Annotated in this window: 12 protein-coding genes; 3 read left to right on the forward strand and 9 right to left on the reverse strand. The window is 62.7% G+C overall.

What is annotated here, in order from left to right; genetic code table 11:
- Nucleotides 1–93: 93 nt before the first annotated feature.
- The 7 genes from LMTR3_RS19930 to LMTR3_RS19965 all read right to left on the reverse strand — a co-directional run bounded on the left by LMTR3_RS19930 (nt 94) and on the right by LMTR3_RS19965 (nt 8,792).
- A complete protein-coding gene (locus LMTR3_RS19930) occupies nt 94–1,707 on the reverse strand; it encodes an ABC transporter substrate-binding protein (RefSeq protein WP_176721938.1) in 1,614 nt (537 codons plus the stop codon).
- 79 nt (nt 1,708–1,786) lie between these two features.
- Nucleotides 1,787–2,815, reverse strand: coding sequence for an oligopeptide/dipeptide ABC transporter ATP-binding protein (locus tag LMTR3_RS19935; protein ID WP_141686700.1), 1,029 nt, complete (start codon nt 2,813–2,815; stop codon nt 1,787–1,789).
- 65 nt (nt 2,816–2,880) lie between these two features.
- Nucleotides 2,881–3,882 (reverse strand): ABC transporter ATP-binding protein, encoded by a 1,002-nt coding sequence (locus tag LMTR3_RS19940; RefSeq protein ID WP_065746700.1) that lies wholly within the window; start codon nt 3,880–3,882, stop codon nt 2,881–2,883.
- Between the two features lie 599 nt (nt 3,883–4,481).
- Nucleotides 4,482–5,195: a RadC family protein gene (radC, locus tag LMTR3_RS19950; RefSeq protein WP_065746799.1), complete on the reverse strand. Its 714-nt coding sequence runs from the start codon at nt 5,193–5,195 to the stop codon at nt 4,482–4,484.
- Nucleotides 5,196–5,310: 115 nt separating this feature from the next.
- A complete protein-coding gene (locus LMTR3_RS19955) occupies nt 5,311–6,270 on the reverse strand; it encodes an MBL fold metallo-hydrolase (protein ID WP_065746702.1) in 960 nt (319 codons plus the stop codon).
- Nucleotides 6,271–6,540: 270 nt separating this feature from the next.
- Nucleotides 6,541–7,365, reverse strand: coding sequence for a type I methionyl aminopeptidase (gene map, locus LMTR3_RS19960; RefSeq protein ID WP_065746703.1), 825 nt, complete (start codon nt 7,363–7,365; stop codon nt 6,541–6,543).
- Nucleotides 7,366–7,481: 116 nt separating this feature from the next.
- On the reverse strand, nt 7,482–8,792 hold the full coding sequence (locus tag LMTR3_RS19965) for a mechanosensitive ion channel family protein (protein ID WP_065746704.1): 1,311 nt from the start codon (nt 8,790–8,792) through the stop codon (nt 7,482–7,484).
- A 225-nt stretch (nt 8,793–9,017) separates the two neighbouring features.
- Between LMTR3_RS19965 and LMTR3_RS19970 the strand changes: the two genes are divergently transcribed.
- Complete coding sequence (locus LMTR3_RS19970) at nt 9,018–10,811, forward strand: potassium/proton antiporter (protein WP_065746705.1); 1,794 nt, start codon at nt 9,018–9,020, stop codon at nt 10,809–10,811.
- 78 nt (nt 10,812–10,889) lie between these two features.
- Here the strand turns inward: LMTR3_RS19970 and LMTR3_RS19975 are convergent, their stop codons facing one another.
- Together LMTR3_RS19975 and LMTR3_RS36605 are read right to left on the reverse strand one after the other, a co-directional pair.
- Nucleotides 10,890–11,117, reverse strand: coding sequence for a dodecin (locus LMTR3_RS19975; protein WP_028350994.1), 228 nt, complete (start codon nt 11,115–11,117; stop codon nt 10,890–10,892).
- A 189-nt stretch (nt 11,118–11,306) separates the two neighbouring features.
- Entirely contained in the window at nt 11,307–11,582 is a 276-nt protein-coding gene (locus LMTR3_RS36605) for a hypothetical protein (RefSeq protein WP_176721939.1), read from the reverse strand.
- Nucleotides 11,583–11,857: 275 nt separating this feature from the next.
- Here LMTR3_RS36605 and LMTR3_RS19985 point away from each other — a divergent pair, with 275 nt between their 5' ends.
- Nucleotides 11,858–12,787, forward strand: a complete 930-nt coding sequence (locus LMTR3_RS19985; RefSeq protein ID WP_065746707.1) for a glycine/sarcosine/betaine reductase selenoprotein B family protein — start codon at nt 11,858–11,860, stop codon at nt 12,785–12,787.
- A 170-nt stretch (nt 12,788–12,957) separates the two neighbouring features.
- Nucleotides 12,958–14,151: a CaiB/BaiF CoA transferase family protein gene (locus LMTR3_RS19990; RefSeq protein WP_065746708.1), complete on the forward strand. Its 1,194-nt coding sequence runs from the start codon at nt 12,958–12,960 to the stop codon at nt 14,149–14,151.
- The last annotated feature ends 45 nt before the right edge of the window (nt 14,152–14,196 follow it).

A 14,196-nucleotide genomic window follows, 5' to 3' on the forward strand; every position in this document is an offset into this window, starting at 1 on the left:
TTTCGCTCGCGGTGTCGCGGCGGTTTCCCGGTCACTGCCTTGCTCTGGCAGGAGCCCGGGAAACCGCCGCTGTCGTCGACCGCCGCCGGGCGGTTACTTGTCGAGCCATACGTTGGCGAGGTCCTGATTGAGGTAGTGGCTGGGACTGATCTTCCAGCCCTTCACGTAGGACCGGTGCGGAATGATCCGGTTCCACCACAGCGTGACGAACGAGTGCGCCTGCTCGTCAAGCACGCGCTTCTCGAACTGCCGCATCAGCTTGCGCTGCTCGGCCTCCTCGGGAGCACGGTTCATTGCCTCGAAGATCTTGTCGAGGTCGCGATCGATGTACCCGCCATAGCTCTCGTTGCCGGTGTCCGTCGACAGGAACTTGCCTATGTCGAGCAGCGGATTGACGACCGACTGGCAGTTGAAGTCCATCGTCACGTCGAACTCCTGTGACCTGAGCCGCGCGTAGAACGGGCCTGTCGGCTCCATTTTCTGCTCGACCGTCACGCCGATCTGCCGCCACTGGTCGATGAGCCACGTGCCCACGATCGTATATGGCTGGTCGACGGCGCGGTTGGACAACACAAACGTCAAGTCCGAAACTCCGGCCTCCTGCAGCAGCCGCTTGGCCTCCGCACGCGACTTGTTGATGTCCGGCCAAAAGCCAGGGATCTGTTCGAGATCCGCCTTCGCCGCCGCCAGCGGGTGACCCGGGAACACGACACCACCGACAGCCTTCACGATGGCGATGCGCGAAAGGCTCTTCGATCCGTCCCAGCGGTCGACCGCCAGCGTGAGCGCGCGGCGAACGCGGACGTCGTCGAACGGCTTCTTCTTGTGGTTGGGAGTGAACAGGAGCACGCAGTTCCAGTCGCTCTCCTGGACCGTGATGTCCTTGCCGAGTGCGTCGACGAGGTCGTCGCGGCTCTTCGGCGGGAAGCCGCGGAACTCGATTGCGGCTCGGTCGCCGCGGATCGCTTGCACGCGCACCGCCTGCTTGCTGGAGAAGATCGCCTCGAAGCCGTCGAGATAGGGCTGCCCGGGAACGTGGTAGTCGTTGTTGCGCTCGCCGCGCACGGAGGCGCCTGCCTCTCTTCCCGCGAACTTGAAGGGCCCTGATCCCATGACATTCTTCTCGTACCAGCGGATGTCCTGGTCGAGCTTTGCCTTCGAGTAGATGAAGTTGTAGGGCGTCGCCAGCGCCGGGATGAAGGCACCCGATGGATACTTGAGTTTGAAGACCACCGTGTGTTCGTCCGGCGCGCTCACGCTGTCGACCATGACGAAATAGGCCACGCGCGCGCTGGTCGTGCCCTCCGGTGGGAAGATGATCTTATTGTATGATGCGACGACGTCCTGCGCCGTCAATGGCGTTCCGTCGTGGAATTTCACGCCCTGCTTGATCTTGAACGTGTAGGTCCTGCCCCCGTCGGTCGGAGTTGGCATTTCCGTGCACAGGTCGCACACGAAATCTGTCGGTGAGGACGGATTTTCCGGATTGACCTTGATGAGCAGGCTGTAGAACGGCGCAAAAGGATGGATCAGTGCGAAGGTCGTCTCGCGGTGACCGTCCCAGCTCGGCGGCTCGTCCGGCACCACAAAGTTCAGGATCCCGCCTTTCTTGGGCGCAGCCTGACCTGGAACTCCAGAGAAGCCGATGGCAACGGCCGCGCCGACCGCCATGATCGACACGGCTCTGAGATACTTCGAAAGGTTCATGATCTTTCTCCCTCTGGAACACATTCCTCCTGGTTTTTAAGGGCAGGGGTCTTATGCCCCTGGCCCGGTCGTCCTTCATTCAAATTACGGAACAAGCCACCCAATGGCCCGGCTGCAGTTCTCTGAACTCCGGGACATCCTTCGCGCAGCTATCGACCGCAAGCGGGCAGCGCGGATGAAACACGCATCCCCTTGGCGGATTCATCGGACTCGGCACTTCGCCTTTCACGATCCGGTGGGCACGCGCCCTCTCCAAGTCAGGATCCGGCACCGGCACGGCCGCGAGAAGCGCCTGAGTATAGGGATGCAGAGGATTGCTGTACAATTCGTCGCAATCCGCCAGTTCGACGATCTTGCCGAGATACATGACTGCGACGCGATGACACAGATGGCGAACGACGCTGAGATCGTGCGCGATGAACAGATAGGTCAGTCCGAACTGCTCCCGCAGATCCTCCAGCAGATTGATGATCTGCGCCTGAATCGATACATCCAAGGCCGAGATCGCCTCGTCGCAGATGATGAATTCCGGACGCACCGATAGGGCGCGTGCGATGCCGACGCGCTGGCGCTGGCCGCCGCTCATCTCGTGGGGGTAGCGGTCGGCAAACTTGGGATCCAGGCCACACAGGCTGAGCAATTCCGTGACCCGCGCATCGCGCGCTGCCTTGTTCGGCTCGGTCCCGTGCACCTTCATCGGCTCGGAGATGATCTCCCCGATCTTCATGCGCGGATTGAGGGAGCTGTAAGGATCCTGGAAGATGACCTGGATCTTCTGCCGCAGGGCCCGCATCGATTTCTGATCGAGATCGACCAGATTCTTGCCGTCGAACAGGATCTCGCCTTCGGTCGGATGCTCGAGCCGCAGGATGCACCGGCCCGTGGTGGTCTTGCCGCAACCCGACTCGCCGACCAGTCCGAGCGTCTCTCCTTTGCGGATGGTGAAGTTGATTCCGTCGACAGCTTTCACGCGAGCGACCTCTTTGGAGAAGAGAGCGCCCTCAGTCACCGGAAAGTGCATTTTCAGGTTGCGAATCGTGACCAACTCCGGCGCCAGGGCGACACGCCGTTCCGATTGGCGCCTATGCTCGAGCGCGACGTCCGGCATGGCGGTCGCTACCTGTGCCGCCGCTTCGGCGCTCCGCCGTACCGCACCGGTTGGTTCCATGGGGGTCATGACGACCTCGTCATCGATCGGGCTACGTTGTCCGCCTCAAAGCATGCCGCGAGATGATCGCCGCCATCGATCCGCTCCAGGGGAGGCGACTGAGTCGTGCAGCGCGCAATGGCAAAGCCGCAGCGCGGATGGAACGAGCAGCCGACGCCGAGGCGCGAAAGGTCGGGCGGCTGTCCCTGCACCGGATCGAGTCGAGCCCGGCGCGGCTGATCCATGCGCGGCACCGAACGCAGCAGCGCCAGCGTGTATGGATGGTGGGGATGGTGATAGATGTCGTGCGCGGTTCCACTCTCGATGATCCTGCCCGCGTACATGACATTGACCCTGTCGGCATAGCGCGCGACGATACCAAGATTGTGGGTGATGATGATCAGCGCCACGCCCAGACGCTGCGTCAGATCCTTCATCAGCTCGAGAATCTGCGCCTGAACCGTCACGTCGAGTGCAGTTGTCGGTTCGTCGGCGATGATCAGCTTGGGCTCGCAGCACAAGGCCATGGCGATCATCACGCGTTGGCGCATGCCACCGCTGAAGTGGTGCGGATACTGCCTTAGTCGACGCTCCGGATCCGATATCCCCACCATGCCCAACAGCTCGATCGCACGCGCGACCGCTTGGCCCCGGGTCATGTCGAGGTGTTGCTCCATGGTCTCGGTGAGCTGTCGCCCGATCGTCAGTACTGGATTGAGCGAGGTCATCGGCTCCTGAAACACCATGGCAATGTCCTTGCCTCGGACCTCTCGGATTTCCTCATCGCTCAGCTTGAGAAGGTCTCTGTCCTGGAAGCGAATGCTACCGCCAATGATACGGCCGGGCGGATCGGCGACCAGCCGCAGGATCGAGAGCGCGCTGACGGACTTGCCGCATCCAGACTCGCCGACGATAGCCATCGTCTCGCCCTGATTGACATCAAAGCTGATACTGTCGACGGCCTTGACCACACCGGCCGCCGAGAAGAAGTAGGTTTGCAAACTGTCTATCTTGAGAAGCCTGGACACCTCGCGCCTCTCGTCATCCGTCGCTGTACAGATGGCCTTTTAGCCGTTTGGCCTGACTCGCCTCCATTTACGTCTTGATCTTTCGAGTCTCTCGGTCGCAAGTCAAACCCAATCCTGTGGTACTGCGACAATTTAGACTAAGGTCTTGAATGCATCGGCCCGCCTGGCGACCAGCCGCAATGCATCCTGGTCGTCACTGGCGCGACGGCGGAGGGCTGCCGGAAGGCCGTCGATTGCCCGATCAAGGATCGCGACGCTCTGTTGGCGTTCTACGATGTCCCGGCTGAGCATTGTTGCACTTGCGAACGATCGACCCGAGAGCACGTTCGCGACGGTACGGCGCAAGACGGTCCGATCCGAAGGGCTGCCGTCGAACAGACCGCGCTGTCTATGGTCTTCAAGGTGGTCGGGGCCGCTCAGAAACGCTGGCGACACCTCCGGGGCTACGACCAATTGTCAAAAACCATCCAAGGATTGAAGTTCACCGGCGACGTCGTCCGCATATGTTTGGCGAACCTCGGCTTCAACGTACACGAAACGCCGATCGTGAACGGTGCGGCGAGCTTTGCCCGCGCGCTCGACCGCTCCCATCCGGCCTGTCAGATCAGCCGCATCCCCTTCAGGCTGGCATGCCCGTTCTTGCCGACGATGATGTGGTCGTGCACGGAAATGCCGAGCGGGGTCGCGATCTGGATGATGGCCTTGGTCATGTGGATGTCGGCCTGCGATGGCGTCGGATCGCCGCTCGGATGGTTGTGCACCAGGATCAGCGCGGTCGCCGATAGTTCGAGCGCCCGCTTGATCACTTCGCGCGGATAGACCGGGGTGTGGTCGACGGTGCCGGTCTGCTGCACCTCGTCGGCGATCAGTTGGTTGCGCTTGTCGAGGAACAGCAGGCGGAATTGCTCCTTGTCGGCAAACGCCATCCCGCTCCGGCAATAATCGATCACGTCGTTCCAGGAGGAGAGCGCAATCTTGCGCTTGATCTCGCCTTTCGCGACTCGGCTTGCAGCCGCGGCGAGCAGCTTGATCTGGTTGATCGAGGCTTCGCCGATACCGTCGACTTCGCGCAGGCGTGTCACCGGCGCGTGAATGACCTCGGCAAACGAGCCGAATTTTTTCAACAGAGCTTTCGCCAGCGGCTTGGTGTCGCGCCGGGGCAGGGCCGGAAACAGCGCCATCTCCAGCAGCTCGTAGTCGCTCAGCGCCTCCGGCCCGGCCGAATAGAAGCGCTCGCGCAAGCGTTCGCGGTGGCCGTGATAGTGCGGCGTCTCGGCGGGTTGGTCTGGAGGAGTGCTGGTCTTGGCTGGCATCGGCCGTAAACATGCCGTGCCGCCCAGCTTTTGCAACCCGGAATTGCGGGCCATCTAAGGAAAAGGCGCCGCACAGAACACGGCGCCTTTCGGGTCGTTCGAAACTTGCCCGCGATCAGGCCTTCACGGCCGCGAACGCATAGCCGTTGCCGTCCTTTGCGAGCGTGCCGACGTTCGGGAAGCCGAAGTGATAGCCGGCGATCATGCCCTTTTCGGCGATGACGCGATCGAAGAACGCACGGCGCGTGGCTTCCGCCTTCGGCCCGTCTGCGTCGAACGACGAGAACCAGCCGGGATTCCGCACGAACAGCTGGTGCATGCCGGTGACGTCGCTCTGGATGAACAGTTGCTGCCCGCCCGAAGCGACCAGGAAGGACATGTGGCCGACGGTGTGGCCGGGCGTGGCAATCGCCTTGACGCCGGGCGCGAGGTCGGCACCGTCATTGTACTGCTTGATGTTCTTCCAGGTCGGGAAAGTTGCCTGGATCCGCTTGACGAGGGGGCGCATGGCCTCGGGCATCTTTTCCACCAGCGCCGGATCGGTCCAGAACTTGTACTCCACCTCGGGCATCAGGATTTCCGCATTCGGGAAAACCTGCGCGTTGGTTTCTTTCACCCACAGCCCCGAAATGTGATCGGGATGGAAGTGCGAGATCACGACCGTGGAGACCGACGCGGGATCGAGACCCGCCGCCTTCATGTTGTCGGCGAGCTTGCCAACTGTCGCAGGGCCATTGCCGCCAAAGCCGGTATCGAACAGCATGACCTTGCCGCCGGTCCGGATCGCGGTGACGGTGAAGGGATTGTCGAACTTGTCCGGGTTGATGCCGGCAGCCGTCAGCGCTTTCTTGATGTCGTCAAGTGAGGCGTTCTTGATCATTCCCTCAGTGGCGGCGCGCTCGACGGCTCCCTCATGCAGGCTGAAGACCTCGATGTCGCCGACCTTGTATTTGAGGCTATCAGCGGCGCGCTGCGCATGCGCCGCGCCGATGAACGAAACCGGCCCCTTGAGGCCGAAAACCAGCGCCGCCCCCGTGCTCCCGAGGATCAGATCGCGACGTGAAATCTCGAACATTGCGCTTGCTCCCTTTGGTTGATCCCTAGCCCGCTGGAGGCTCTCGCTGCCGGAAAGCGCCCCGTGCCGAGTCCTACACCGGCGCGCCCGGCCTATTCCGCAAAGATTGGGATTAGTTGACTGGCATGCGCCGCAGGAAGGCGATGTCGTATTGAGAACGACTTGCAACAGGCCGCTTTGGCAGCCTCGTTCAAGCAGTCGCGTCGTTCATCGCAACCAAGAAGTTGAGCCGACTGCGTTCGATGTAGCCGGGTTGAGCGGAAGCGGAATTTAGGTGGCCGCCAACGGCTTCTCGCCGTTGCGCTCCGACAGCGTGAAGATCTCGACGCCAGTCGCGGTCACGCCGACCGAATGCTCGAACTGCGCCGAGAGCGAGCGGTCACGTGTCACCGCGGTCCAGCCGTCGGACAGGATTTTTACATGCGGCTTGCCGAGATTGATCATCGGCTCGATGGTGAAGAACATGCCGGGCTTGAGCATCACGCCTTCGCCGGGCCGGCCGATATGGATGATGTTGGGCTCGTCGTGGAACATGCGACCGAGGCCATGGCCGCAGAAATCGCGAACCACGCTCATGCCCTGCGGCTCGACAAAACTCTGGATGGCATGGCCGATGTCGCCGGTGGTGGCGCCGGGCTTTACCGCGGCGATGCCGCGCATCATCGCCTCATAGGTGACTTCGATCAGCCGCTCGGCCTTGCGGGCGATCGGAGCAATCACATACATCCGGCTGGAATCGCCGTACCAGCCGTCGACGATGAAAGTCACGTCGATATTGACGATGTCGCCTTCCTTCAGCGCGCGGTCGCCCGGCATGCCGTGGCAGACCACATGATTGATCGAGGTACAGGTCGAGTAGCGGTAACCGCGATACATCAGCGTCGCCGGATAGGCGCCATGGCTGAAGGCGAAGTCGCGCACGAATTCGTCGATCCGCGACGTCGGAACGCCCGCCTTGACGACGTCGGTCAGCTCGTCGAGGCATCTGGCCACCAGCGCGCCGGCCTTGCGCATGCCGGCGAAGCCGCTGGCGCCATGCAGCTTGATCTGGCCGGTTTTTCGCAAGGAGGTGTCGGTGGCTTCGATATAGCTCATGGGCGGGTCATGCTTCTGGAACGGAAAAAGGACTGATTTTGAATGCCTAATTTAATGATCCAACCGGTCAGTGCAAGCCGAGGTTGGGCCACGGCGCGGCTTTAAAAGGCTTGCATCTAGCCGGAAACTTCCACCACGGGCTCGACCGGCAGCGCGCCGCCGCGGACCCGGATTTCGCGGACCGGATAGGGAACACGGATCCCCTCCCGCTTGAACGCGTCCCACAGCGCCAGCATTACCTCGCTCTTGACGTTGTCGAGTCCGTCAGGATCGGGCAGCCAGAAGGTCAGGGAGAACTTCATGCCGGCCTCGGCGAATTCGGTCAGGATGCAGTTCGGGGGCTTGTTCTTGATGGCGCGCGGCACGGCGCCGGCGATGTCGATGGCCAGCTTGCACACCGCCCGCGGATCGGCGTCGTAGTTGGTGCTGAACTGCACCTTCACCAGCGTGTTCTTGTCGGTATAGGTCCAGTTCACGACCTTCTGCGTCACCAGATCCTCGTTCGGGATCAGGAACTCGCGGCCGTCGCCGGCGGCAACCGAGATGTAGCGCGTCTTCATCGTGCTGATGCGCCCGGTGTTGTCGCCAATGGTGACGAGATCGCCCGGCTTCACCGACTTGTCGACCAGGAGGATGATGCCGCTGATGAAGTTGGCGACGATCTTCTGCAGGCCGAGACCGATACCGACGCCGGCCGCGCCGGTGAACACCGCGAGCGCCGCGAGGTTGATGCCGACCGCACTCAGGGCAATCGCAATGGCAAATACCATCAGCGTGAACCGGACGATCTTGACCAGCAGCACCTGGATCGACGGCGTCAGATCGCCGGACCGGGTGATGCGGCCTTCCACGAAATTGCTGGCGATGTTGGTCAGCCACAGCGTCACGATCAGGAGCGCGCCGAGCTTGATCAGCAGCAGCGGCGTCAACCTGAGATCGCCGAGCACGATCGAGACCGAGTCGAGCGCCTCGACCACCGGCTCGAGCTGGCCCAGAATGCTCAGGGCTACGACCAGCCAGGCCGAGATCGATACCAGCCGGACCACGAAGGTATTGCGGATCACCGAGGTGATGAGGTTGATAACCAGCCACGCGAAGGCGAGCTTGGCGGCAACCGCGAGCAGATAGGAGCGGCTCGGCCAGGTCGACGCGATCATGACTCCGCGCGCCAGCGTCATCAGAAGCGCGAACACCGCCGTCGACGTGCTGCCGACCAGCACGCGGACGAACAGCCGGAACGGCGCCGGCCAGCCCATTGCAACCGACGAAACGTCTATCCTGGAGCGCACGGCGGTGGCGCCGACCCAGGCGATGCCTGCGGCCGTCAGGATCAGTCCCAGTTGCAGATAGAACCAGGGCGAGGTGACCTCCGCGCCGACCGAACGCGCGGCGTTGTGCAGGATCTCGATGATCTCTTTCAGGTCCATCGGAAAATTCTCGTTCGAGGCTCTGGCCCCATCAGACAAAGGTGATTCGCGAATAGCAGGCAGATTCTCACAGGCGACGTGCGGATGCCATCGATACGCAGCGCTACGGGCGAAGGTCAGGCCGGTAAATCGGGCACCTTGCCGCGATCGCAGAAATGGGTTGGCGATCAAGTGTGGCAACGATAAGGATGCAATTGCAAGTATTTGCGACGATATCGGAGGTTCATGACTTCTCTCGACTCGGTCAGCATCGCCATCTTTCTGGGCGCCATTCTGGTGATGGCGGGCATCCTGTCGAGTCTGCTTGCGTTGCGCTTCGGGGCGCCGCTGCTGCTGGTGTTCCTCCTGATCGGCATGCTGGCGGGCGATGCCGGGCCGGGCCAGCTCAGCTTCGATGACGTTCGCACGACCTATCTGGTCGGCTCGGTGGCGCTGGCGCTGATCCTGTTCGACGGCGGCCTGCGGACCAAATTTCAGAGCATTCGCACGGTGCTTGCCCCATCGATGGTGCTGGCGACCATCGGCGTATTGCTCACCGCGCTGATATCAGCTCCGGTCGCCAAATACGTGCTCGACCTGAACTGGACCGAGTCGCTGCTGGTCGGCGCGGTGGTGGCGTCGACCGATGCCGCCGCGGTGTTTCTGCTCGTCCACACGCAGGGCCTGCGCCTGCGTCCGCGTGTCGGGGCGACGCTGGAAGCGGAATCCGGCACCAACGATCCGATCGCGATCTTCCTCACCTTGATGCTGGTCGAATTCATTTCCATCGGTCAAAGCTCGCCCGGACATGTCGCATTCGAACTCGCCCGCGAAGGTCTGCTCGGCGCTTTCGTCGGCGTGATCGGCGGCCGCCTGGTGGTGTTGGCGCTCAACCGCATGGCGCTGCCGCAGGGTCTGCATGCGCCCTTCGTCGCCACGGCCGCGCTGGTGATCTTTGGCGTGGCGCAGATCGCGCATGCCTCGGGCTTTCTTGCGGTCTATCTCGCCGGCATCATCGTCGGTAACCGGCCGACGCGGGCGCATAATTCGGTGATCACCTTTCTCGACGCCGCGACCTGGTTGGCGCAGATCGTGATGTTCGTCCTGCTCGGGCTCCTCTCTTCGCCGCAGCGTTTGCTGGACAGCATCGGGCCGGCGGTGATCGTGGCGCTGGCGCTGATGCTGGCGGCGCGCCCGATCGCGGTGTTGCTGTGCCTGGTACCGTTCCGGTTCAACTGGCGGGAAAAGATCTTCATCGCCTGGACCGGCCTGCGTGGCGCGGTCGCGATCTTCCTCGCCTCGATCCCGATGCTGGTCGGATTGCCAAAGGCCTATCTTTATTTCGACGTCGCCTTTGTCGTGGTCATCATCTCGCTCTTGCTGCAGGGCTGGACACTGGCGCCGGCGGCGCGGTGGCTGCACGTGGCGCTGCCGCGTATCGAACGCGGTCCGCGGCGCGTCGAGCTCGATCTGCCCGGCCAGCTCGAGCAGCAACTGGTCGGCTATCCGGTACGGGCGAAGAGCCTGTATTTCCGGCGTGGCCTTACGCCATCCTGGTCAAAGCCGACGCTCGTCATCCGCGACGAGCGGATTCTCTCGCCCGCCGAGGCCGATCCGATCGAAGCCGGCGACTACGTCTATTTGCTGGCGCCGCCGGAAAAGGCCGAGGCGCTGGATCGTTTCTTTGTCGATATGCCGCCGAGCACCGCGCCCGACCCGCATCTGCTCGGGGACTTCATGGTGTCGGGCGAGCACACGCTGGGTGAACTGGCGGAGGTCTATGGCGTCGCCACCAGCGAGGATCAGGCGAAGCTGACGCTATCGGATTATTTCGATATCCATCTCGACCACGCGCCGAAAGCAGGCGCGGAGCTGGCGCTGGATCCCATCGTCCTTGTCGCGCGCAATATCAGTGGCGGCCGCGTCAACGTGGTTGGCCTGCGGCTGCCGGAAGAGGAAGAGAAGGTCGTGCCCCCGACACGCTGGCAGGCCTTCAAGCGCAAGCTTGCCGAGATCTGGTCGTCGGTGGCGGGCGTTTGATCGCCCACAAAGCTTGTTTTGGCTATGGTCCGTCACAGAGCGCCGTTTGGATTCGGCGCTGGGCGCGTTGCGCCAGAGTTACTCCTCCAGCGTAAACCCGACTCGCAAGGTGACCTGGTAATGGCGAACCGATCCATTTTCGATATGGCCTCTGGTCTGCACGACCTCGAACCATTTCAATTCGCGAATGGTCTTTGATGCGCGGGTGATGGCGTTCTGAATGGCATCCTCGATACTTTTCTCGGACGATCCGGCGAGATCCAGGATCTTGTAAACGTGATCCGTCGTTCCAGCGGTACTGGGCATTGCTAACCTCCGTTGCGGCGAGTGGCTTCCTCCTGTTCAACGTTCTGGTGCGATCAGGAGCGCGTCCATTCTGAACGAGTTCTCACGCTCTTCAGTTCCATCGAAAGGGGGCGGCTAATGGAGGCGATTCAGTGAACGAAAAAGGCCTCAGCCGTCGGCTGAGGCCTTCTCGTCAAGTGCTATGCACCCTCAATAGATGTAGGGAGCGCAGACATACACGGTACGCGGACCATACTTGGTGAAGATGGTCTTGTAGCAGCTTCCGCCGACATAGAACGACGTTCCAAAGTGGCGATGGCCCCAGTGACCATGTCCATGATGTCCATGCCCGTGATGACCATGGCCATGATGACCGTGGCCGTGACCGTGATGGCCACCATGCTTGCCGCCGGCGGACGCCGGTGCGACCGCAGCCGCGGTCATGGCAATGGCGGCGACGGCAGCGAGGGTAATCTTACGAAACATTTCTGTTCTCCGCTTCAGGCGTGATTGCCTGATATGCCTGTGAGACGTGCCCGGGGCGGAGAAAGTTCGAGGGATTTTTATGAACGCGCGTTCAGGTGTGACCTACAGCACGCAGCAAGCGCTCAGTGGCATCCCGCCTTTGCTCATGCGGTCAGGAGCGCGATCCTGCGCTCCTCTGATGCAATATCCGCAGTTGAGGAACGAACCGAGTATCATTAGCCTGCGGGCAAGGCCGCTTCACGGCCGCACGGTGGAAACGCAGGAGAGACACAACAATGTCCGGACCCTCTGACGACCAGCTCGGCTTTGCACCCGACTATGATTCTCCCGTTCCCTATATGCAGCGGACCCGCGACTACTACGCGGCGATTGGCTACACCACGCCCTACCGCTGGGCGCATTACGTCGACGCGCCGTTCCAGCCGCTGAAAAAGCCGCTCGCGCAATCGCGCGTCACCATCGTCACCACGGCCGCCCAATATGATCCCACCAAGGGCGATCAGGGACCGGGCGCGGCGTACAATGGCAGCGCCAAGTTCTACCAGGTCTATGACGGCGACACGTCGAAAGAGCACGATTTGCGTATCTCGCATATCGGCTACGACCGCAAGCACACCACGGCAACCGACAGCGGCACCTGGTTTCCGCTGCCGCAACTTCTGAAAGCCAAGGCCGCGGGGCGGATCGGTGAGGTCGCGCCGCGCTTCTTCGGGGCGCCGACCAATCGCAGCCACCGCGTCACCATCGATGTCGATGCGCCCGACATCCTCGCCCGCTGCCTTGCCGACAAGGTCGATGCCGCCGTGATCGTGCCGAACTGCCCGGTCTGCCATCAGACCTCGGCGCTGGTCGCGCGCCACCTCGAAGCCAACGGCATCGCCACCGTGGTGATGGGCTGCGCCAAGGATATCGTCGAATACGCCGCCGCGCCGCGCTTCCTGTTTTCGGATTTCCCGCTCGGCAATTCCGCCGGCAAGCCGCATGATTTGGAGTCGCAGGCGCTGACGCTCGAACTGGCGCTGCGGCTACTCGAGTCCGCGCCCGGCGCGCGCACCACGATGCAGTCGCCGCTGCGCTGGAGCGAGGATGCTTCCTGGAAGCTCGACTACAACAACATCTCGCAGATGAGTCCGGAAGAGTTGGCGCGGCGCCGCGCCGAGTTCGACAAGCAGAAGGAAATCGCGCGCGGCAACCGGGCGGCGTGATCCCTTCCTTCTCCCCTTGTGGGAGAAGGTGGCGCGGACGAAGTCCGCGCCGGATGAGGGGTTTCTCACCGCGCATTCCGTGTTCGCGGAAAGAACCCCTCACCCGTCGCCTCACTTCGTGAGGCGCCACCCTTTCCCACAAGGGGAGAGGGAAGAGAGGAGGAACTGAATTGACCCGACCGTTCGAAGGCGTGAAGATTCTCGACTTCACGCAGGTGCTGGCTGGCCCCTATGCGAGCTACCAGCTCGCGCTGCTCGGGGCCGACGTCATCAAGGTGGAGCGGCGCGAGGGCGAGGATATGCGCCGCACGCCGCTGAGCCGCGAATGGGCCGAGCGCGGCCTCGCGCCGGGCTGGCAGGCGATCAACGGCAACAAGCGCAGCCTGACACTCGACCTCTCGAGGCCGGAAGCGATTGCCATCGTCAAGCAGCTCGTCGCCCAGGCCGACGTGGTGATGGAGAATTTTCGTCCCGGCGTGATGGACAAGCTCGGCATCGGTTATGCCGCGCTGTCTGAGATCAACCCGCGGCTGATTTATTGCGCCATTTCCGGCTTCGGCCAGACCGGGCCGGAGCGGCTGGGCGCTGGCTATGACGGCAAGATCCAGGCGCTATCCGGCATCATGTCGATCACCGGTCACGCCGAGACCGGGCCAACGCGAGCGGGCTTTGCGGTTTGCGACGTGCTGTCGGGCGCGACCGCAGCCTTTGGCGTGTCGAGCGCGCTGTTCCAGCGTACCCATACCGGCAAGGGCCAGTTGGTCGACGTCTCCATGCTGGAGGCGACGCTGGCGTTTCTGTCCGGGCAGGTCGCGGACTATTCGGTCGCCGGCCACCGCCAGCAGCTTTCCGGCAATCAGGCCGTGAGCCGAAGGCCCACCGCCAATTTGTTCAAGGCCGGCGACGGCTATCTGCTGCTCGCCGTCAACAGCGAGAAGCAATACCGCGCCTTGATGACCGCGCTCGGCCGCGCCGACGCGCTTGAGGACTCCCGCTTTGCCGACTGGTTTGCCCGTCAGGAAAACGAGCCGGCGCTGCGGGCCATCATCGAGGAGGCGCTGTCCAAGAAGGACCCGCGCGAGTGGGAAAAGCTCCTGGAAGCCGCAGGCGCGCCCTGTGCCAGCATCTGGAAGATCGAGGAGGTGATCGACCACCCGCAGATCGCCGCGCGCGGCGCCATTCAGGAGATCGATACGCCCTATGGCCGCCTGCGCTTCGCCGGCAGCGGCTTTCAGCTCGCCCATGGCGGCGGACGGCTGGACCGCATGGCGCCCGCGCTCGGTGCCCACACCGACGAGGTGCTGGCCTCGCTCGGCTACGACGCGAATGCGATCACGGAACTGCGCGCGCGGGAAGTCATCTAGCGGTAGCCGGGGAAGGGGGCGTCTGGCTCCTGTCCCGTTTTGAGC

The organism is Bradyrhizobium sp. LMTR 3, assembly GCF_001693485.1.
GTDB lineage: Bacteria > Pseudomonadota > Alphaproteobacteria > Rhizobiales > Xanthobacteraceae > Bradyrhizobium.

Bases quoted from the DNA above. Each gene is read 5' to 3' on its own strand.
- LMTR3_RS19930 (WP_176721938.1), bottom strand. From the start codon at position 1,707: ATGAACCTTTCGAAGTATCTCAGAGCCGTGTCGATCATGGCGGTCGGC.
- LMTR3_RS19935 (WP_141686700.1), bottom strand. From the start codon at position 2,815: ATGCCGGACGTCGCGCTCGAGCATAGGCGCCAATCGGAACGGCGTGTC.
- radC (WP_065746799.1), bottom strand. From the start codon at position 5,195: ATGCCAGCCAAGACCAGCACTCCTCCAGACCAACCCGCCGAGACGCCG.
- LMTR3_RS19955 (WP_065746702.1), bottom strand. From the start codon at position 6,270: ATGTTCGAGATTTCACGTCGCGATCTGATCCTCGGGAGCACGGGGGCG.
- map (WP_065746703.1), bottom strand. From the start codon at position 7,365: ATGAGCTATATCGAAGCCACCGACACCTCCTTGCGAAAAACCGGCCAG.
- LMTR3_RS19965 (WP_065746704.1), bottom strand. From the start codon at position 8,792: ATGGACCTGAAAGAGATCATCGAGATCCTGCACAACGCCGCGCGTTCG.
- LMTR3_RS19970 (WP_065746705.1), top strand. From the start codon at position 9,018: ATGACTTCTCTCGACTCGGTCAGCATCGCCATCTTTCTGGGCGCCATT.
- LMTR3_RS19975 (WP_028350994.1), bottom strand. From the start codon at position 11,117: ATGCCCAGTACCGCTGGAACGACGGATCACGTTTACAAGATCCTGGAT.
- LMTR3_RS36605 (WP_176721939.1), bottom strand. From the start codon at position 11,582: ATGTTTCGTAAGATTACCCTCGCTGCCGTCGCCGCCATTGCCATGACC.
- LMTR3_RS19985 (WP_065746707.1), top strand. From the start codon at position 11,858: ATGTCCGGACCCTCTGACGACCAGCTCGGCTTTGCACCCGACTATGAT.